Below are 19055 nucleotides of genomic sequence, written 5' to 3' on the forward strand. Positions count from 1 at the left end.
GGCGCGTGATCTCACGCGCCTGCATCACTGTTTCAGGCAGCCTTTGCTTCGGGGTTGAAGCGCCCGTAGAAGGTTTGACCCTTCTCGGCCATCTCACGCAGCAGCGACGGGCAGGCAAAGCGTTCGCCATATTTCTCGGCCAGCTGATCACATCGTTCGGCCGCATAGGGCGTGCCGATGATGTCGAGCCAGCTGAGCGGACCACCGGACCACGGCGCAAAGCCCCAGCCCAGAATGGCGCCCACATCGCCCTCACGGATGTCTTCCAGCACGCCTTCTTCCAGCGCCCGAACCGCTTCCAGAACCTGCGCGAACATCAGACGCTCCTGTACTTCGATCAGGTCGGGCTGGTCTTTGGCAAGTGGATATTTTTCCTGAAGACCCTTCCAGTATTCGACACGTTTGCCCTTTTCGTCATAGACGAAGAAGCCGGCATTCGCCTTGCGCCCCAGACGGCCCTGTTCTTCCATCCAGAAGATCAGATCGTCCGAGGGGCTTTCCGGATAGGCATTGCCCATGGCTGCCTTGGTCGCACGGGCGATCTTGGCACCCAGATCAATCGAGGTTTCGTCGGTCAGCTGTATCGGCCCCACCGGGAAGCCCAGCTGACGCGCCGCGTTGTCGATCAGCACAGGGTTTACACCCTCGGCGATCATCCGCACGCCTTCGTTGATGTACGGAATGATGCAGCGGTTGGCGTAGAAGAAGCGGGCGTCGTTGACGACGATGGGTGTCTTGCGGATCTGGCGCACATAGTCCAGTGCCTTGGCCACCGCGCGATCACCGGTTTCCTTGCCCTTGATGATCTCGACCAGCAACATCTTCTCGACCGGCGAGAAGAAGTGGATGCCGATGAATTGTTCCGGACGCACGCTTGCCTTGGCCAGATCCGAGATCGGCAGGGTCGACGTGTTCGAGGCAAAGATGCAATCTTCCGGGATGATCGCCTCTACCTTTTTGGTCATCTCGGCCTTTACGCCAATGTCTTCAAACACGGCTTCAATAATCAGGTCACACCCTTTCAGATGGTCCAGATCCGGTGTCGCCGTGATGCGCGCCAGCATGGCCTCTTTCTTTTCAGCCGTGACCTTGCCGCGCTTGATACCCTTGTCCAGATAGGTTTCGGTATAAGCTTTGCCTTTGTCGGCCGCTTCCTGATCGCGGTCGATCAGAACGACTTCCATGCCAGCTTGGGCAGAAACCAGTGCAATACCGGCCCCCATCATGCCGGCGCCCAGAACGCCGATTTTCTTGACGCGCTGATCGGGCACACCTTTCGGACGGACCGCGCCTTTTTCAAGCGCTTCCTTGTTGAGGAACAGTGTCCGGATCATCGCCGACGAGGAGGGGTTCATCAGAACGTTGGTGAACCAGCGGGCTTCAATTTTCAAAGCGGTGTCAAAATCAACCAGCGCGCCTTCATAGATCGCGCTCAGAAGGGCTTTGGCCGCAGGGAAGGCGCCTTGAGTTTTTCCGTGAACCATGGCGCTTGCGCCCACGAAGGTCATGAATCCGGCAGGGTGGTAAGGCGCGCCACCGGGCATCTTGTAGCCCTTCGCGTCCCAGGGTTTCACCAGATCAGCGTCCTTGGCATTCAGAACCCATTCTTTGGCTGCGGCAACCGGATCGTCTGCAACTGCATCGATCAACTGTGCGCCCTTGGCTTTGGCCGGGTCCATCATCTTGCCTTCAAGCAGTACGGGGGCCGCCGCCATCGCACCAACCATGCGGCTGTAACGGATGGTGCCACCTCCGCCGGGGAAGATGCCCAGCAGGATCTCAGGCAGACCGATCTTGGACTTTGGGTTGCTGGTCATAACTCGGTGATGACAGGCCAGTGCGATCTCGGTCCCGATCCCGGCGCAAGTTCCGTTGATCGCGCAGGCGATGGGTTTGCCGCCTTTCTTGGTCTTGGGGTCCATGCCCGCCAATTCCAGCGTGCGCAGGATGTGGTGCCCGCCCATGACGAAATCAAACAATGCCTGTGCGGGTTCGTCACCCGCTTCCTGACGGATAGTCGCCAGTGTATTCAGGTCCATGCCGCCGGCAAAAGAGCCTTCCTTGCCCGAGGTGATGACAATACCTTTGATCTCGTCGTCGCTTAGGGCCTGATCAATTAGTTGGCTGACTTCTTGAAAAGCTTCGCGGGTCAGCACGTTCATGGATTTTCCCTGGGCGTCCCAGGTAACAAAGGCGACGCCGTCCGCGTCTTTGGTCAGAGTGAAATCAGTCATTGTCATCTCCAATCTGGTCAGCCGTCAGCGGGCTGCCGTCCTTGCGGGTGAAGGAGAAACCGTTCTCATCATCCTTCACCATCATGTCTATGTCGCTGTAAAAGCCGGTCTCGGTCGGGGTTCGCGTGCCCACCACCAAAAAGGTTGCGGGCGCATCGGATTTGTTCACCAGATGATGGCCATTGGCCTCACCTGCGGGCCAAGCGGCGCAATCGCCGGGCAACATCTCATGCTCACCATCGTCATCGATCAGCACGCAGGTGCCACTGAGCATGATGGCAAATTCGTCCTGCTCCATGTGGTAGTGGCGCAGCGAAGACAGGCCCCGCGGTTCAAGCCGCACGATGTTGACCCCGTATTGGGTCAGGCCGCCCGCATCCCCGATCCGCTGAATGAAACGACCCGCAGTCGCCTCGGCCAGCCTGCCGGGGTAGGACGAGCCGCCCTTGAACGGTATCTGTGAAAGATCCAGTTTGGGCATCAGACGCGCTCGATAATCGTTGCCGCACCCATGCCGGACGCAATGCAGAGCGTGGCCAGACCGGTTTCCTTGTCCTGACGCTCCAGTTCATCCAGCAAAGTGCCGATGATAATCGCACCGGTTGCGCCCAGCGGGTGTCCCATCGCGATCGAGCCGCCGTTGACATTGACCAGGGCGGGATCGACATCGAATGCCTGCTGGAACCGCAGCACGACCGAGGCAAAGGCTTCGTTGACCTCGAACAGGTCCAGATCGCTGATCTTCATGCCGTTGTCAGCCAGGATCTTCTCGGTCACAGGAACCGGGCCGGTCAGCATGATGGTCGGGTCGGTGCCGATCTTGGCGGTGGCCTTGATGCGGGCGCGCGGTTTCAGGCCATATTTCTCGCCGAATTCCTTGTTGCCGATCAAGACCGCAGCCGCACCATCCACGATGCCCGAGCTGTTGCCCGCGTGGTGGATGTGATTGATCCGCTCAAGATGCGGGTATTTCAACATTGCTACCTTGTCGAAGCCGGGCATCTGTTCGCCCATCATCTGGAAGGACGGGTTCAATGCGCCAAGGCTTTGCATGTCGGTGCCGGGGCGCATGTATTCGTCACGGTCCAGAATGGGCAGGCCGTTCTGATCCTTGACGGTGATGACCGACTTTTCGAACCGGTTGTCGGCCCAAGCTTCGGCCGCGCGCTTTTGCGATTCAACCGCCAGAGCGTCTGCGTCATCGCGGCTGAACCCATATTCCGTCGCAATGATGTCGGCCGAGATACCCTGCGGCACGAAGTAGGTATCCATCGCCAGAGAGGGGTCAACGGCAATCGCCGCGCCATCGCTGCCCATGGGAACACGACCCATCATCTCAACGCCACCTGCGATGTAAGCGTCGCCTGCGCCGCCTTTGACCTGGTTTGCCGCCAAATTCACTGCTTCCATTCCGCTCGCGCAGAAGCGGTTGATCGCCAGGCCGGGGATCGACTGGTCCAGATCCGAGGCCAGGACCGCCGAGCGTGCCAGACAGCCGCCTTGTTCCATCACCTGCGTGACGTTACCCCAGATCACGTCCTCGACGGCGTGCCCTTCAAGGTTGTTGCGTTCTTTCATCGCGTTCAGGGTCAGGGCGGACAGGCGCACCGAGGTTACCTCGTGCAGGCTGCCATCCTTGCGGCCCTTGCCGCGCGGTGTGCGCAGGGCGTCATAAATATATGCTTCGGTCATGGGTCTTCTCCTCAAGCTCGATCCGACGGGTTGCCGGGCATCAGGTCATAGGGGTGTTTCCAGCCGGGCTGCTCGGACAGGCGAGAAAGCCAGGCGTCGATATGGGGCCAGTCGGCACGATCAAAGCCGAAAGGTTCTGGGTAATAGAGATAGCCACAGCAGCTAAGGTCGGCGTTGGTCACGCCGTCACCAACGATCCAGTCTCGGCCTTCCAGATGCGCGTTCAGCACCTGATAGGCAGCCTTCAGGCGGTCCTGGTTGAAGGCGATCACATCCGGGTTGCGATGCTGTTCGGGCAGAAAGTTGATCAGGAACCGGGTCAGGCCCGCCATCGAGCTGAGCTTGTGATTGTCCCAAAGCACCCAGCGTAGAATGTCATAGTTCTCTTCCCGGTCCTTACCGCCGAACTTGCCGGACTTCTCAGTCACATAGGCCTGGATGGCGCCGGATTGGCTGGTGCGAAAATCGCCGTCGATCAGAACAGGTACTTCGCCCATTTCATTCACTTCGGCGCGATACTCAGGCGTGCGGGTTACACCTTTGAAGAAGTCGACGAAGACCGGTTCCCACTCCAAACTGGACATTTCCAGTGCCAAAGCAGCCTTGTAGCTGTTCCCACTTTCTCCGAAGCAATGAAGTTTGATGGACATGTGCTCGCCCCTCCCAAGGCGCATGGTACGAAGTCGACATTCGCGTATTTCGAGAAAGACCAACCAATAGGCAGCGCCCTTGGAGTTCATCTTTCTGAAAAAACGCCCACCCGAGATCAGGTGGCTGGTTTTGTTAACGTTTCCGCGCCTCAAGCTCGGAATTGAAGATGCGTAGGCGGTGGGTCAGGTTCTCCTCATCAATTACACTGTTGAAATTCTCGAACAGAAACGAAAGTGCCTCGCCTTCGTCCAGGCCAGCCTCGCGCGCGAACGCTTTGAGCTTGCGGTACCCGTCCTCGGTCATTGCGATCGGAAAGCGGCGGGTCAGGCGAAAACGTTTCGGCATGTGGTTTCCTTCGAAAGGCTGGGTCCGGGCAATGTTACCCGAACCCAGACTGTGATCAGAAATTCGCAGCGTCCAGTACCATTACCGTGTCCGCGCCGGTCTGGATGCGTGCAAGATGCATCGCCGTGGCGGGCAGACGGCGGGCCATGTAGAAGCGGCCGGTGTCGATCTTGGTTTCGTAGAACGCTTTGTCCGACGCACTACCGTCCAAAGCCTCTTGCGCGGCCTTGGCCATCTGCGCCCACATCAGGCCCAGGCAAACATGGCCGAACATGTGCATGAAGTCATAAGAACCGGAAAGAGCGTTGTTGGGGTTCTTCATGCCTTCCTGCATGAAGTACATGCCAGCGGCCTGAAGATCCTTTGACGCGGTTTTCAACGGTTCGATGAAGGCCTTGTCATAGGCTTCATTCTTACCGGAGTTTTCCTTGCAGAAGGTTTTGACCATGTCGAAGAAGGCCATGACGTGCTTGCCGCCGTCCTGCGCCAGCTTGCGGCCCACCAGGTCGAGCGCCTGAACGCCGTTGGCACCTTCGTAGATCATGGCGATCCGGGCGTCGCGGGTATATTGCGACATGCCCCATTCCTCGATGTAGCCATGGCCGCCATAGACCTGCTGGGCCTGAACGGTCATGTCATAGCCCTCGTCTGTAAGGAAACCTTTGATGACCGGGGTCAACAGCGAAATCAGGCCGTCTGCATCCTTGTCGCCCGACCGGTGCGCCTTGTCGATCATCGTGGCACCCCACAGAATGAATGCGCGTGCACCTTCGGTGAAGCTTTTCTGGTCCATCAGGTTTCGCCGGATGTCAGGGTGAACGATCAGCGGATCGGCGGGGCCGTCCGGGTTCTTTGCGCCAGTAACATCGCGGCCTTGCAAGCGGTCCTTGGCGTATTCGACAGCATTTTGATACGCAGCTTCGGCCTGAGACAGGCCTTGCATGCCCACACCCAAACGCGCTTCGTTCATCATGGTGAACATGGCGCGCATGCCTTTGTGTTCTTCTCCCAACAGCCAGCCGGTGGCCTCGTCATAGTTCATGACGCAGGTCGAGTTTCCGTGGATGCCCATTTTCTCTTCGATCTTGCCGACCGAGACTCCGTTGCGCTCACCCAGGGAGCCGTCTTCGTTGACCATGAACTTTGGGACGATGAACAGCGAGACACCCTTGATACCCTCGGGGCCGCCGGGAATTTTTGCCAGCACCAGATGGATGATGTTGTCTGCCATGTCGTGATCGCCCGACGAGATAAAGATCTTTTGGCCGGTGATCTTGTAGCTGCCATCGCCCTGCGGCTCGGCCTTGGTGCGCATCAGGCCCAGATCGGTGCCGCAATGCGGCTCGGTCAGGTTCATGGTGCCTGTCCATTCACAGCTGACCATATTGGGCAGGTACGTGTTCTTCTGATCGTCCGTTCCGTGCGCCAGAATCGCCGACGCAGCACCGTGCGTCAGGCCCTGGTACATTGTGAAAGCCTGATTGGAGCCCGAGAACATCTCGCCCACGGCGGTCCCCAGCACATAGGGCATGTTCTGACCGCCATACTCTTCCGGCATGTCGAGGCCAGTCCAGCCACCTTCCTTCATCTGCTCGAAGGCGTCTTTGAACCCGGTCGGGGTGTACACAATGCCGTTTTCCAACCGGCATCCTTCGGTGTCGCCGACAACGTTCAGCGGATGCAGAACATTGGTGGCAACCTTGCCGGCTTCTTCCAGAACCGCGCCGGTAAACTCGGCTTCCAGTTCGTTGTAGCCGGGGATATCCGACTGCGAGACATTCAGTACGTTGTGCAGGATGAACTGCATGTCTTTGATTGGCGCGTTGTAAACGGGCATGTGAAGCTCCCTTAATTCATATGTCCGGATGACAGGTCGAGGTTACTCGGCTGCCTTCTTTTCCTGTTTCATCGAGGCGATGACTTTCTCGCCCCAGCGCAACTGCTCTTTCAGATCGTCGATGGCTTGTGTCAGCTCTTCGCGGCGCGATTCCATATCCTCCAGACGCTCGCACGCGATTTCATAGGTGCGGGTCATCTGAGTGACCTGCTGGTCGCCGACATGGTACAAATCCAGCAGTTGCCGAATTTCTTCTAGGCTGAACCCAAATCGTTTGCCGCGCAGGATCAGTTTGAGCCGCGCCCGATCACGCTTGGTGAACAGACGTTTCTGGCCTTCACGGATCGGGAACAGAAGTTCCTTGGCCTCATAGAACCGCAAGGTGCGTGGTGTGACATCATAGGTCTCGCACATCTCGCGGATGGTCATCACATCTTCGGTCATTCGTCATACTCTCGTCACTGGCGTCATGAGATATGAGTTGCGCAGTTGGTATGCGCTTTACAACATGAGAGTGACGTTTACGTAATCCAGACGCTGCGTCATTTCCAAGTTGACGTAACATCCGGTCACGTAAGCAAGGTTTGACGCAATTTTCTTTCCGCAACGTCAAGCGGGTTTTCCCGCCAAAACCTTCGCAATGGCGGAACACTGCGCACATGCTTGTGCGGGTTCGGAGTGATCATTTTGGATATGCGGAATGGGAGCGGCGGCTATCCCAAAGATTTGGCCGTCTGGTCGCGCAGACGCTTGAGTTCGTCCATGGCTTCATCCAGTTGCTGGCGCTGCTGCTGAAGCTCGTTCATCTGGCGGTCCGCCATCTCGACGAAAGTAGCCATTTGAGCTTCATTGCCCTGATCCTCGTAGATCAAAAGCCATTGACGAATTTCTTCCAGAGGAAATCCGAACTTGCGCCCGCGCATGATCAGCTTCATCCGCGCGCATTCTCGCGGGCCGTAAAACCGCGACCGACCTTCACGGTCCGGTTGCAAAAGCTCGATGTATTCGTAATAGCGCAGAGTGCGCGGGGTTACGTCGAACTCGGCGCACATCTCTTTGAATGACAAACGGTTGTTGGACATTCCCGATCTCCTTGTCAGCAACCTAGGCGGTCCCGATCCCAAGCGCAACAGGTGGGCTTGCCCTTTGCGGAAACAGCGGCTCATAAAGGACGGGCAGAGAACAGGACGCAAACATATGGTCGACAAGACAGTTTTAGCCCGCCAGTTTATCGAGGCGATCCCCCACGCGCGGGCATCGAACCTCAAGCTCACGCAGATCGGCGATGGCGAGGCAGAAATCACGTTGCCCTACAATGAGGATCTGATCGGTGATCCGCGCACAGGGGTGATTCACGGCGGGGCGATTTCCACAATTCTGGACACATGCTGCGGTGCTGCTGTGATGAGCCACCCGTCGGCCCCCGGCGGGACAGCTACGATCGATCTGCGAATTGACTACATGCGCGCGGCGACACCGGGTCAAACGGTCACAGCGCACGCCGTCTGCTATCACATCACGCGGAACGTGGCTTTTGTACGAGCGACGGCTATGGACGACGACAAGGACCTGCCGGTGGCCACTGCCTCTGGATCCTTTACGGTTGAGGGGAAATAACATGGCAAGACCTCGTCCCGAACCAATGCAGGTGGTCAAGCAGCGACGCGATGCAGCGTTGCGTGCGCTGGTTGACGGTGTGCCTTACATCCGCTTTCTCAATATCAGCTTCGACCGGCGCGGGGATGAACTGACCGGTGTTCTGAACTTCGATGACAAGTTGATTGGCAACCCGTTCCTGCCTGCGATTCATGGCGGTGTAACCGCGGCATTCCTCGAAGTGACCGCTGTCATTACCCTTAGTTGGGAACATTTTTTCCCGCGCATCGAAAGTGGCGAGATCGACGGAGAGGCCATTGTGACCGACCCGAATATCCGCTTTCCCAAGACCATCGACTTTACCGTCGACTATCTGCGCTCGGGCCTTCCTCGGGACGCATATGCAAGGGCCTTCATCAGCAGATCCGGGCGGCGTTATGCCTCGGTCCGGGTTGAAGCCTGGCAGGACAATCATGCGAAACTGTTTGCGCAGGCTTCCGGGCATTTCCTGATGCCGCAACCCCCCAGAGATCAGAGCTGACCATGCAGGACGCCTCGGCGCCCATCACGCATAGACGGGTGTTGAAGATCGCGGTGCCGATCGTCCTGTCGAATGCCACTGTTCCCATACTTGGTGCGGTGGATACGGGCGTAGTCGGTCAGATGGGCGAGGCGGCCCCAATCGGGGCGGTCGGCATCGGCGCTGTGATTCTGTCCACTGTCTATTGGATCTTCGGTTTTCTGCGGATGGGAACCACCGGGATGGCGGCGCAGGCACGCGGGGCAGGTGACATCGTTGAAACCCGGGCGTTGCTGATGCGCGGCCTGATGCTGGGTGGCGCGGCTGGGCTGTTCTTCATCCTTGCGCAAGTGGCTGTTTTTGCGGGTGCGTTTGCGCTTTCCCCGGCAAGCCCCGAAGTCGAAGCCCTGACCCGATCCTATCTGGAGATTCGCATCTGGGGGGCACCTGCCACCATTGCATTATATGCTGTTACCGGCTGGCTGATTGCCGTCGAGCGCACGCGCGGCGTGTTCGTCCTTCAGGTCTGGATGAATGGGGTGAATATCGTTCTCGACCTGTGGTTCGTTCTTGGACTTGGCTGGGGGGTCGAGGGAGTAGCCATTGCCACCCTGATTGCAGAATGGACAGGATTGGCATTGGGGTTATGGCTTTGCCGGGATGGGTTCGCAGACGGAATCTGGCGCGATTGGGCGCGGGTTTTCGATGCTGCCCGGCTGCGGCGCATGTTGCAGGTCAACGGTGATATCATGCTGCGTTCCGTTCTGTTGACCGGATCGTTCACCACATTCCTTTTTGTTGGCTCGGATCTGGGTGACGTGAATCTGGCCGCCAATCAGGTCTTGCTTCAATTTCTTGAAATCACGGCCTTTGCACTTGATGGGTTTGCCTTTTCCGCGGAAGCGCTGGTCGGAGGCGCAGTCGGGGCCAGAGACAGGTATCAGGTGCGTCGCGCTTCTGTCATGGCCTCACAATGGGGTGTTGGGGGGGCGCTGTTGCTGGGAGCGTTTTTCTTCTTAGCCGGCCCGGCGCTGATCGACCTGATGTCAACCTCACAGCAGGTACGCGAGGCCGGGCGTGAGTTTCTCTTCTGGGCAGCGATTGCTCCGGTGATCGGAGTGGCAAGCTGGATGTTCGACGGTATCTACATCGGTGCCACCTGGACCCGCGCCATGCGCAATGCGATGATTCAGTCAGTGGCGATCTATGTGGTCGCACTTTTCATACTGGTGCCGAGTTTCGGCAATCACGGCCTGTGGGCCGCGTTGATGGTGCTCAATATTGCACGTGGAGTGACAATGGGCTGGCGCTATCCCAAGCTTGAGGCACAGGTGTCCTAGAGCAGCGTCAAAAGGTTCTCTGGTGGACGTCCGATGGCGGCTTTGTCTCCGGCAATTGCAAGAGGCCGCTCGATCAGGATCGGGTTTTCGGCCATGGCACGGATCAGGTCTTCGTCGGGCGAGGTTTTGCTCAGCCCCAATTCCTTGAACCGTTTTTCGCCTCTGCGTATCATTTCGATAGGTGACAGCCCTAGGGCGGATTGTGCGACGCGAAGTTCGTCGATTGAAGGCGCGTCTTCCAGGTACTTTCGAACGGTGATCTGCGCACCGTTTTCTTCCAACAGTGCCAGTCCGGCGCGGGATTTGGAACAGCGGGGGTTGTGCCAGTATTCGATCACAGCCAATCCTCTCGTTTGCTGCCGACAGCTTGCGATACGGTGTCAAAACCGTCACGAGCCAGCAAGTCATCCAGCCCTTCAGCGATGTCAGCCGCCAGGGAAATGCCGCCATACACCATCGCAGTATAGAACTGCACAGCCGATGCCCCGGCACAGATCTTGGCGTAGGCCTGCTCGGCATTGCTGATGCCGCCAACGCCTATCAGGGGGATATCCCCGCCCGTCAATTTGCTCAGCCGAGCCAGTACGCGGGTGGATTTTTCAAACAGCGGGGCGCCCGACAAACCACCGGTTTCGTCTTTGTGTACGCTGCGCAAACCGTCGCGGGACAGGGTGGTGTTGGTGGCGATCACAGCGTCCACCCGGGTTTCGCGGGCGACCTCGGCGATGTCCTGCAATTCCACCTCGGTGAGATCCGGTGCAATTTTCAGGAAGATCGGCAGCGGGCGCGGCAGCGCATCACGCGTCTCGATCACACCGCTCAACAATGCGGTGAGTGCGGCTTTGCCCTGCAAATCCCGCAGCTTTTCCGTATTCGGGGATGACACGTTGACGGTTGCAAAATCCAGGTGTTCGGCACAATGGGCCAGCACTTTGACAAAATCGCCGGCACGGTCTTCGCTGTCCTTGTTGGCCCCAAGATTCAGGCCGATGACCGCGTCTTTGGGGCGGTCTGCCAGCCGTTTGGCCATCACCTCCATGCCTTCATTGTTGAAGCCAAAGCGGTTGATGGCTGCCCTGTCCTCGGTCAGTCGAAACAGGCGGGGTTTGGGGTTCCCCGGCTGCGGACGCGGCGTGACCGCCCCGACTTCGACAAATCCGAACCCGGCGCGGGACAGCGGGGTCAAAACCTCGCCATTTTTGTCGAACCCGGCGGCCAGCCCAACCGGGTTCGGCAGGGCCAGCCCGGCAACGACGGTTTTCAGGCGCGGTGTTGTCACTGGCCCTGGCGCGGGTGCGAGTCCGGACTTCAATGCCTTGATCGACATCCCGTGGGCGGTCTCGGGGTCCATGCGGTGCAGGGCGGCCAGCCCCAGTTTTTCTGTCAGTTTCATCCGAACGCCGTCCCGGCTTCACCTGAACCGCATCGGATCAGGCGCGACGTTTCCACCGCAGCCTGACGATGGATTACGGCCGCCCGATAGACCGGGTCCGTTACCATTTCAAGAAACGCATGTGCAGTCGGGTAGCGCGCAACAAAGACGGCATCCCATGTTTCATCCGATGGCCCGATGAGGGTTGATTCAAACACCCCACGCCAGAGGATGCTCACCCCGATACGTTCAATGATCGGAGCGGTTTCAGCCCCGTAGTTCTGATAGGCTTGCGCTCCGGTCAGCCCGGCATTCGCCAGTTCATGGGCGGTTGGGTACTGCGCCTTGGCCCGAAACTTTACCAGATTGAGCATTTCGATCGGGCGGTCTCGATCCAATGCCTTGAAGGCCTCGAACTGGTCGCGGTCCGGGTCGATATAGGATGTCATGACATGTCCCCGGGGAACTGGTGCGCGGTGCCGTCAAAAGGCAGAGGGCGTGACCAGACAACATCTCTCATCCGGATCTGGCGATAGAGATGCGGGAACAGGGCACCGCCGCGCGAGACCTCCCATTTCAGGTCGTCGCCCATCGCATCTGCGTCACAGGCCAACACAGTCAGCCCATCGACACCGGCAAAATGCTTGGCTGCGGTTTCAGCGGCTTGTTCAGCGGTGGAAAAGTGGACAAACCCGTCAGCGACATCAATCGGTGCGCCGTCTGAGGCACCCTGGTTTTGCAAGGCGGCCCACTCTTCGGCTCGGAAAATCTTGTAAATCAGCATACGGACCTGATGCCCCGCGCCGAAGATGGAATCAAGTCGGATTTCTTCTTTGACTCTCTGTCGTCATGCGCGCACGATCACCACAAATAACAACTGGGAGTACCATGATGCAGACCCGAATTTTGACTTCAGTTGCGGTTCTGGGCCTGACCGCTGGTGTTGCGGCAGCCGACTACAAGTTGACAATATTGCACACCAACGATTTTCATTCGCGTTTCGAGCCGATCAATAAATACGACAGCGGATGCGACGCAGAAGACAATGCCGAAGGAAAGTGCTTTGGTGGATCGGCGCGCCTGGTAACTGCCATAGACGAAGCACGTGAACGTGCCGACAATTCGATTCTGGTGGACGGTGGTGATCAGTTTCAGGGGTCTCTTTTCTACACGTACTACAAGGGAAAAGTCGCTGCCGAGTTCATGAACAAGCTGGGCTATGACGCCATGACCGTGGGCAATCACGAGTTTGACGATGGCCCGGAAGTGTTGCGTGGCTTTATCGACTCGGTCGATTTCCCGGTCTTGATGTCCAATGCCGATATTCGCGACGAAGAACTTCTGACCGACCACATCAAGAAATCTACTGTGATCGAGGTGGGTGGCGAACAGATTGGCCTGATCGGGCTTACGCCGATCGATACGCATGAACTTGCGTCGCCCGGTCCCAACGTGACCTTTTCAGACCCGGTACCGGCGGTGCAGGCCGAGGTCGACAGGCTGACGGACGAAGGCGTCAACAAGATCATCGTGCTCAGCCATTCAGGCTATGGCGTCGACCAGCGTGTCGCGGCAGAGACAAGCGGGGTCGATGTAATCGTCGGCGGCCATTCGAATACCTATCTTTCGAATGCGTCAGACAAGGCTGTTGGCCCGTATCCTACAGTGGTCAACGGTGTGCAGATCGTTCAGGCGTATGCCTACGGTAAATTTCTGGGCGAATTGAACGTCACGTTTGATGATGACGGCAATGTGGTCGAAGCCGTTGGTGAACCTTTGATCATGGACAACACTGTGACCGAGGATCAGGCCGCATTGGACCGGATCGCGGAACTGGCGGTGCCTCTGGATGAAATCCGAAACAAGGTTGTTGCAAGCACGGCTGAAGCCATCGAAGGCGATCGCGCTGTGTGTCGTGTGCAGGAATGCCAGATGGGCAATCTTGTTGCTGATGCGATGCTGGCGCGGGTTGCCGATCAGGGTGTACAGATTGCCATTGCAAACTCGGGTGGTTTGAGGGCGTCTATCGATCCCGGAGATGTGACCATGGGCGAAGTGCTGACCGTGTTGCCGTTCCAGAACACCCTGTCAACTTTTGAGATTACCGGACAGACCGTGATCGACGCGCTTGAAAATGGTGTCAGTCAGGTGGAAGACGTGAAGGGGCGTTTTCCTCAGGTCGCCGGCCTGCGCTTTACCTGGGACCCCAGTGTTGCGCCGAACGAAGGGCGTATCATTGATGTGATGGTCGCCGAGGGCGACGGTTTTGTTCCGATTGACCCGAATAAAACCTACCTGGTCGTAACCAATAACTACGTCCGCAACGGTGGTGATGGGTACGCGATGTTCGAGGGTGACGACAAGAACGCCTATGACTTCGGTCCGGATCTTGCGGATGTAACTGCCGAATACCTGGCGGCAAATGCTCCGTATCAGTCTTATGTTGATGGGCGCATCAAGCAGAAGTGACTCTGCTTTCAGGATTAACAAAAGCCGCATCGCTATGGTGCGGCTTTTTTTTGTTTCCTAACGGATCAGCTGAAGTCGTATTCCGGCCAGAGTTCCGGGCCAAGCCGTCAAGCATCGGTTTGATCTGATCCGCGACCTCGCGCCAGCCCCTGATTGACTTGGGCGAACCCCTAGAGACAGTAAGCCTTTGCACGTTTTGCAGGCACTTTCGGGTTGTTGGGGTGTGAGGCCAGTTTGTGGGTGGTGAACCGGGCAATTGACCTCCAGTTTTCCCCTCAGTCCTACTCTCGCCCATGACCCGCACAAGGTGCCGGTGGACTGGGAATTGTTATTTCCTTTTCGGGTATTAGCCAAATCACGCGTTACCTGACCCGTGTGTATCAGCGCGCTCGCCAATTTCTGGGCAAGCAGCGGATCATCGGGCTTTGTCCACGAAGCTTCAACGAAATGTGGACAAGGCTTTCCTTACTGCATCACCTCGGTCAAAACGAAGCCGGAAAAGGTTTGATAATCCGAGGCCTTCGGGAATTTTTGAGTTTCTGCGGGGTCTTTTCAGTGCCTGTGGACGCTTGCCAGCCTCCCAAAAGGCCACCGCTTTGCTCTTGTGGGATCGCGTTTTCTGGTTTTCCATGCGACCCAGTAAGATCCTGTGTCAGAACCAGGATTGTAACGGTGGTCCATTACCATGTGCGGACGGTTTGCAATAACTCTTCCCAATGACGCGATGGCGCAGCTGTTTTCCGCGCGTCCGGCTAATGCGTTGCCAACCGTCCCGAACTTCAACGTGTGTCCGACAAATCAGGTGCATGTGGTGCGGGGCGGTGAATCAGGCCGTCATCTGGATGCGCTGCGCTGGGGGTTTCTGCCACATTGGTACAAGACGGAAACTGCCGGGCCGTTGCTGATCAACGCACGTGCCGAGACTTTGGCGGAAAAGCCCGCCTTTCGCGATGCCTGCCGATCACGCCGCTGTCTGATTGTCGCAACAGGGTTTTACGAATGGACCAAGACGGACGAGGGAACGCGCTTGCCTTGGTATATCCATCGCAGGGATGGCGCCCCGATTGCCTTTGCAGGGATCTGGCAGGACTGGGGGGGGGATGAAAACCGTCAGGGCACCTGTGCCATCGTGACAACGGCGGCCAACGAAAACCTCAGCACGATCCACCATCGGATGCCCCTGATCCTTGAGCCCCCACACTGGCCATTATGGCTGGGTGAAGCTGGAAAGGGGGCCGCACGTCTGATGCAGCCGGGGGAAAGGGATGTGCTGGCTTTTCATCGCGTCGGTCCGGCCGTCAACTCAAACCGGGCCAGGGGGCCTGATCTTATTGAGCCTTTCGACGCGTGAGGGCGCATGACCTTTCCTTTGGAAACGCGGCAAGCTAGACCTTCGGCATGGCTCTGAACTTTCCTGATCTGACACAGCTTTACGCGCATGACTATGACACAGTCATTGATGTGCGCAGCCCTGCCGAGTTCGCTGAAGATCATCTGCCAGGTGCGATCAATCTGCCGGTTCTGAATAACGAGGAACGCGCCCGTGTCGGAACCATGTATGTACAAGAGAGCCCGTTTCTGGCGCGTAAACTTGGGGCTGCTTTGGTGTTCCGCAACGCGGCCAACCACATTGAGCGGCATCTAAGCCATCACGAAGGCAGCTGGCGCCCCTTGGTCTATTGCTGGCGTGGCGGACAGCGTTCCGGGTCGTTCACCTGGATGCTGCAACAAATCGGCTGGCGGGCGGAAGTGATTGAGGGCGGCTATCGCACCTACCGCAGGTTGGTGAATGCGTATTTGTATGATGATCCGTTGCCGCATCGGCTGGTGGCGCTGGATGGCTATACCGGAACGGCCAAGACAGAATTGTTGGCCCTGTTGCGCGCACGTGGAGTGCAGGTTCTGGACCTCGAAGCACTGGCCAATCATCGAGGATCATTATTGGGGGAAAGACCGGGCGGGCAGCCCAGCCAGAAAGCCTTTGAATCAGCTTTGTCGGGAGCGCTTTGTTCGATGGACTCGGCGCACCCGGTTGTGGTCGAAGCGGAATCTTCCAGGATTGGGAGCCTGATATTGCCACCCAGCCTGTGGAACGCTTTATGTGCAGCCCCGAGGGTGAACATCACGGCGCCACTCGAAGCGCGTGCCGCCTATCTGGTTCAAGCCTATGATGACATCCTGTCAGACAGCGACCGGTTGCGAGAACGGCTGTCGCCGCTGCGGTCTCATCGTGGTCACGAGGTTGTTGATGGTTGGATGCAGCTGATCAATGCAGGTCAAAAACAGGTGCTTACTCAGGCCCTGATGGAGCAGCATTATGACCCGGCATACGCAAAGTCGCGGCGGTCCCGTTCTGTTGAGGAACTGGCCGATATTGAGATCGCTGTTCTGAACGACGCCGGCCTGAGCGAGGCAGCGACCCGGATCGAAAGCCTGCTGGATCAGCTTTGAAGACGCAGCCTCGGTGCTTCGGTGAGTTCGCCGATTGCCATGGCTGGATACCCATCGTTCTTGAGGTCTTCCAGGACGGTATCGGCATCCTTCGCCGCGACCGCGGCCAGCAGGCCGCCTGCTGTCTGCGGGTCGAACATCAAGGCGGCTTTGCCCTCGGCGGGCAGGTCAGGTGCTATTGCCCGGTTGTCTGCAAATAGGGTTGACCGAACACTCTGGTCCGTCAGCTCCTGCGCGCCTTCCATCACGTCCACAGCACCCAGATCCATCATGGCCCCGCATCCGGAAGCGTCGCAGATGCCTTGCAGGTGTCCGGCCAGACCAAACCCGGTCACGTCGGTCATCGCATGGGCCCCGGCCAATATGCGGGCCGCCTTGCCCTGCGGCTGCACCATGTGCTGGTAGGCTGCGGCGACCCAGGCACCGTTGGCCTGGCCGGCCATCTCAGCCGCCATAAGAACACCGCTTCCTATGGGTTTGGTCAGGATCAGACAATCGCCCGGTTGCCCGCCCGCCAGTGTGATCGGGGCGGTTTCGCATAACCCGGTCAGTGTGAAGCCAATCGTCATCTCGTCACCCATGGAGCTGTGCCCGCCCACAATCTCGGCACCGGCGTCCCGCATGACGGCTCCTGCGATTGACATGATTTCCGACATGGTACGGCTTTGCAGGGCAGAAGACATGCGTGGCAAGATGATGGTTGCCGTGGCTGCCTGAGGCGTGGCCCCCATGGCCCAAATATCGCCTAAGGCGTGAACAGCCGCGATACGGGTCATAAGCGCAGGATCTTTGGTGAAAGCCCGCAGGTGATCGGACGTCATGACCTGCTGAACTCCGCCCGTCTGAAGCAGAGCCGCGTCATCGCCGGGCAAGGGGGTGATGTCCGGGCGAATGGGAGCGGGTTGCGATTTCAGTGCAATGTGCAATGCACCCCGCCCGACCTTGGCACCGCATCCGCCACACATCGGTTTTTCACCCAGCGCCTCAACAAGTCCGGCCGCACTTTCGCGAGGCAGCACAGGGGGCTTCATCTGCGGCAGTTCCCGGAACTTGTTCATGAAGGTCTGGTCAATGTGGTTCTTCCATGTCCACATCATCGCTCCGCTGAAGGATGCTCCCAACCGTTCACCCAACGCCGATTTGCCGCCCAGTGAAATCAGTTTCAGGTAGTCCTTCTGCGGGACATATTTGCGCATCCGTCCAGCCCCCAGCGCCGCGCGCAGATTGTCGAACAGAAGCGGTGCTTCGCGCACTGCATAAACCCCGGCTTTGGGTCTGGGATTGTCCACCAGATGGGCGCAATCACCGGCGGCAAAAACCACTGGATCGCTGGATTGGAGGTAGCTGTTCACCCGGATGAAGCCATCCTCAAGGTCCAGCCTGGTCTTTTCGATCCAGTCATACGGGCGGGCTCCGGCCGCACCTGTTACGAAATTGGCGGGAATTGTGCGCCCATCTTGCAATGCGACGTGTTCCGAAGCGATCCGGCTGATTGCTGCGTTTTCGATCACTTCCACACCAAGATCCTGCATGGCTTGCCGGATCGTCGCTGCCGCTTTGGGTTTGGTGGCCGTCAGGGCAAAGGCATTGTCGATCAGTGTAACCTGTGCTGTCCGACTTTTGGCCTTTAGCGCGTGAGCCATCGCCATGACCAGTTCAACCCCGGCGACTCCACCGCCGATTACGGCGACCGAGGCAGCGCCGCTGCCTTCCAGATAAGCAGCCCACTTTGCCGCGAATGGCCCCAGTGGTTTGGCCGGTACCGCATGTTCCGAAAAGCCGGGCATTGCAGGCATGTCCGACGAAATGCCAACATTGACCGACGCCACGTCGAAACCAACCGGAGGATGCCCGGGAACATGTATTTCTTGACGATCGGTATCGAGTCCGTCGACCGAGCCCAGAATGACCCGCGCGCCTGCAAAACGCGCCAGTTTGACCAGATCGATGTCCAGCTCCCACCGGTCATAGTGTCCGGCGATATATCCTGGCAACATTCCGGAATAAGGGGCCGTTGGGCCGGGGTTGATCACTGTCACCCGCGCCCCGGGCAAAGGGTTCATCCCCCATTTGCGCAGCAGCAGCGCGTGGGTGTGACCTCCGCCAACAAGAACCAGATCGCGGGTCAGGGGCAGAGGAGGAATGTGCATAGGTTTCAATTCGCGCTATGGTCCGGGACGTCCTCGACCTGCTCGACGGCGTGGGTGGCCCAAAGCTCATCCTCGCCGGCATCCGGCAGGTCTTCTGGGTTTTCATGACGGTGTATGTGCCATTTTGCAATGAACAGGGCCGTGATCGGAGCGGTCAGGAACAAGAACAGAGTGATCAGCAGCTCGTGCAGGGACAGCTTTCCTTCCAGAAGAACAGAATGCACGATCGAGGCCAGAAGCACGCCGCCCACCCCCAAGGTCGTTGCCTTGGTCGGCGCGTGCAGGCGGGACATCGGGTCTTTCAGCTTGATCATGCCAAAAGACCCGACAAAGCCGAAGATACCCGAGACGATCAGGAAAAAGGCGATCAGCAGTTCCACGATGAATGTCATCCCGCC

20 protein-coding genes are annotated in these 19055 nt (G+C 58.2%); 6 read left to right on the forward strand and 14 right to left on the reverse strand.

Going from position 1 to position 19055, the window contains the following annotated elements; all coding sequences use genetic code 11:
• Positions 1-32: 32 nt before the first annotated feature.
• The 8 genes from AC2FLP_RS14395 to AC2FLP_RS14430 all read right to left on the reverse strand — a co-directional run bounded on the left by AC2FLP_RS14395 (position 33) and on the right by AC2FLP_RS14430 (position 7841).
• Positions 33-2234, reverse strand: coding sequence for a 3-hydroxyacyl-CoA dehydrogenase NAD-binding domain-containing protein (locus AC2FLP_RS14395; RefSeq protein ID WP_496684467.1), 2202 nt, complete (start codon positions 2232-2234; stop codon positions 33-35).
• The gene (locus AC2FLP_RS14400; RefSeq protein ID WP_496684470.1) at positions 2227-2715 is read right to left on the reverse strand and encodes a cupin domain-containing protein; all 489 of its coding nucleotides are present in this window, start codon (positions 2713-2715) and stop codon (positions 2227-2229) included. Before AC2FLP_RS14400 ends, AC2FLP_RS14395 begins: the two co-directional genes overlap by 8 nt.
• Complete coding sequence (locus AC2FLP_RS14405; protein ID WP_496684473.1) at positions 2715-3926, reverse strand: acetyl-CoA C-acetyltransferase; 1212 nt, start codon at positions 3924-3926, stop codon at positions 2715-2717. The genes AC2FLP_RS14400 and AC2FLP_RS14405 overlap by 1 nt, the downstream gene beginning before the upstream one ends.
• Before the next feature lie 11 nt (positions 3927-3937).
• Positions 3938-4576 carry a glutathione S-transferase family protein gene (locus AC2FLP_RS14410; RefSeq protein ID WP_496684477.1) on the reverse strand — a complete coding sequence of 213 codons (639 nt, stop codon included), beginning with the start codon at positions 4574-4576 and terminating at the stop codon, positions 3938-3940.
• A gap of 133 nt (positions 4577-4709) precedes the next feature.
• On the reverse strand, positions 4710-4922 hold the full coding sequence (locus AC2FLP_RS14415; protein WP_117869544.1) for a hypothetical protein: 213 nt from the start codon (positions 4920-4922) through the stop codon (positions 4710-4712).
• Positions 4923-4977: 55 nt separating this feature from the next.
• Complete coding sequence (locus AC2FLP_RS14420) at positions 4978-6759, reverse strand: acyl-CoA dehydrogenase C-terminal domain-containing protein (protein WP_496684480.1); 1782 nt, start codon at positions 6757-6759, stop codon at positions 4978-4980.
• Positions 6760-6801: 42 nt separating this feature from the next.
• A complete protein-coding gene (locus tag AC2FLP_RS14425; RefSeq protein WP_117869542.1) occupies positions 6802-7203 on the reverse strand; it encodes a MerR family transcriptional regulator in 402 nt (133 codons plus the stop codon).
• A gap of 269 nt (positions 7204-7472) precedes the next feature.
• Positions 7473-7841, reverse strand: a complete 369-nt coding sequence (locus AC2FLP_RS14430) for a MerR family transcriptional regulator (RefSeq protein WP_152457425.1) — start codon at positions 7839-7841, stop codon at positions 7473-7475.
• Between the two features lie 115 nt (positions 7842-7956).
• On the opposite strand from AC2FLP_RS14430, the gene AC2FLP_RS14435 reads away from it, so the two are divergent.
• The 3 genes from AC2FLP_RS14435 to AC2FLP_RS14445 are packed head-to-tail and all read left to right on the forward strand — an operon-like array spanning position 7957 to position 10215.
• Positions 7957-8376, forward strand: a complete 420-nt coding sequence (locus AC2FLP_RS14435) for a PaaI family thioesterase (RefSeq protein WP_496684484.1) — start codon at positions 7957-7959, stop codon at positions 8374-8376.
• Between the two features lies 1 nt (position 8377).
• Entirely contained in the window at positions 8378-8896 is a 519-nt protein-coding gene (locus AC2FLP_RS14440) for a PaaI family thioesterase (RefSeq protein ID WP_117869539.1), read from the forward strand.
• 2 nt (positions 8897-8898) lie between these two features.
• Positions 8899-10215 (forward strand): MATE family efflux transporter, encoded by a 1317-nt coding sequence (locus AC2FLP_RS14445; protein WP_117869538.1) that lies wholly within the window; start codon positions 8899-8901, stop codon positions 10213-10215.
• Here AC2FLP_RS14445 and arsC read toward each other — a convergent pair.
• The 4 genes from arsC to AC2FLP_RS14465 are packed head-to-tail and all read right to left on the reverse strand — an operon-like array spanning position 10212 to position 12371.
• Entirely contained in the window at positions 10212-10553 is a 342-nt protein-coding gene (gene arsC / locus AC2FLP_RS14450; RefSeq protein ID WP_299901605.1) for an arsenate reductase (glutaredoxin), read from the reverse strand. The genes AC2FLP_RS14445 and arsC overlap by 4 nt on opposite strands.
• On the reverse strand, positions 10550-11608 hold the full coding sequence (locus tag AC2FLP_RS14455) for a quinone-dependent dihydroorotate dehydrogenase (protein WP_299901600.1): 1059 nt from the start codon (positions 11606-11608) through the stop codon (positions 10550-10552). The genes arsC and AC2FLP_RS14455 overlap by 4 nt, the downstream gene beginning before the upstream one ends.
• The gene (locus AC2FLP_RS14460) at positions 11605-12036 is read right to left on the reverse strand and encodes a DUF1330 domain-containing protein (protein ID WP_496684489.1); all 432 of its coding nucleotides are present in this window, start codon (positions 12034-12036) and stop codon (positions 11605-11607) included. The genes AC2FLP_RS14455 and AC2FLP_RS14460 overlap by 4 nt, the downstream gene beginning before the upstream one ends.
• Complete coding sequence (locus AC2FLP_RS14465; RefSeq protein WP_299901590.1) at positions 12033-12371, reverse strand: DUF952 domain-containing protein; 339 nt, start codon at positions 12369-12371, stop codon at positions 12033-12035. Before AC2FLP_RS14465 ends, AC2FLP_RS14460 begins: the two co-directional genes overlap by 4 nt.
• Positions 12372-12478: 107 nt before the next feature.
• On the opposite strand from AC2FLP_RS14465, the gene AC2FLP_RS14470 reads away from it, so the two are divergent.
• The 3 genes from AC2FLP_RS14470 (at position 12479) to mnmH (ending at position 16507) form a co-directional block, all read left to right on the forward strand.
• A complete protein-coding gene (locus AC2FLP_RS14470) occupies positions 12479-14056 on the forward strand; it encodes a bifunctional metallophosphatase/5'-nucleotidase (RefSeq protein WP_496684493.1) in 1578 nt (525 codons plus the stop codon).
• A 685-nt stretch (positions 14057-14741) separates the two neighbouring features.
• Positions 14742-15407 carry an SOS response-associated peptidase gene (locus AC2FLP_RS14475; RefSeq protein WP_299901584.1) on the forward strand — a complete coding sequence of 222 codons (666 nt, stop codon included), beginning with the start codon at positions 14742-14744 and terminating at the stop codon, positions 15405-15407.
• Between the two features lie 47 nt (positions 15408-15454).
• Positions 15455-16507: a tRNA 2-selenouridine(34) synthase MnmH gene (gene mnmH / locus AC2FLP_RS14480; RefSeq protein WP_117869532.1), complete on the forward strand. Its 1053-nt coding sequence runs from the start codon at positions 15455-15457 to the stop codon at positions 16505-16507.
• On the opposite strand, the gene selD is transcribed toward mnmH, so the two are convergent.
• A complete protein-coding gene (gene selD, locus AC2FLP_RS14485) occupies positions 16498-18657 on the reverse strand; it encodes a selenide, water dikinase SelD (protein WP_299901580.1) in 2160 nt (719 codons plus the stop codon). The two genes, mnmH and selD, sit on opposite strands and share 10 nt — an antisense overlap.
• Before the next feature lie 5 nt (positions 18658-18662).
• Positions 18663-19049, reverse strand: a complete 387-nt coding sequence (locus AC2FLP_RS14490; protein WP_117869530.1) for a Na+/H+ antiporter subunit G — start codon at positions 19047-19049, stop codon at positions 18663-18665.
• Positions 19050-19055: the final 6 nt, after the last annotated feature.

The organism is Ruegeria sp. CDSA141, assembly GCF_059612005.1.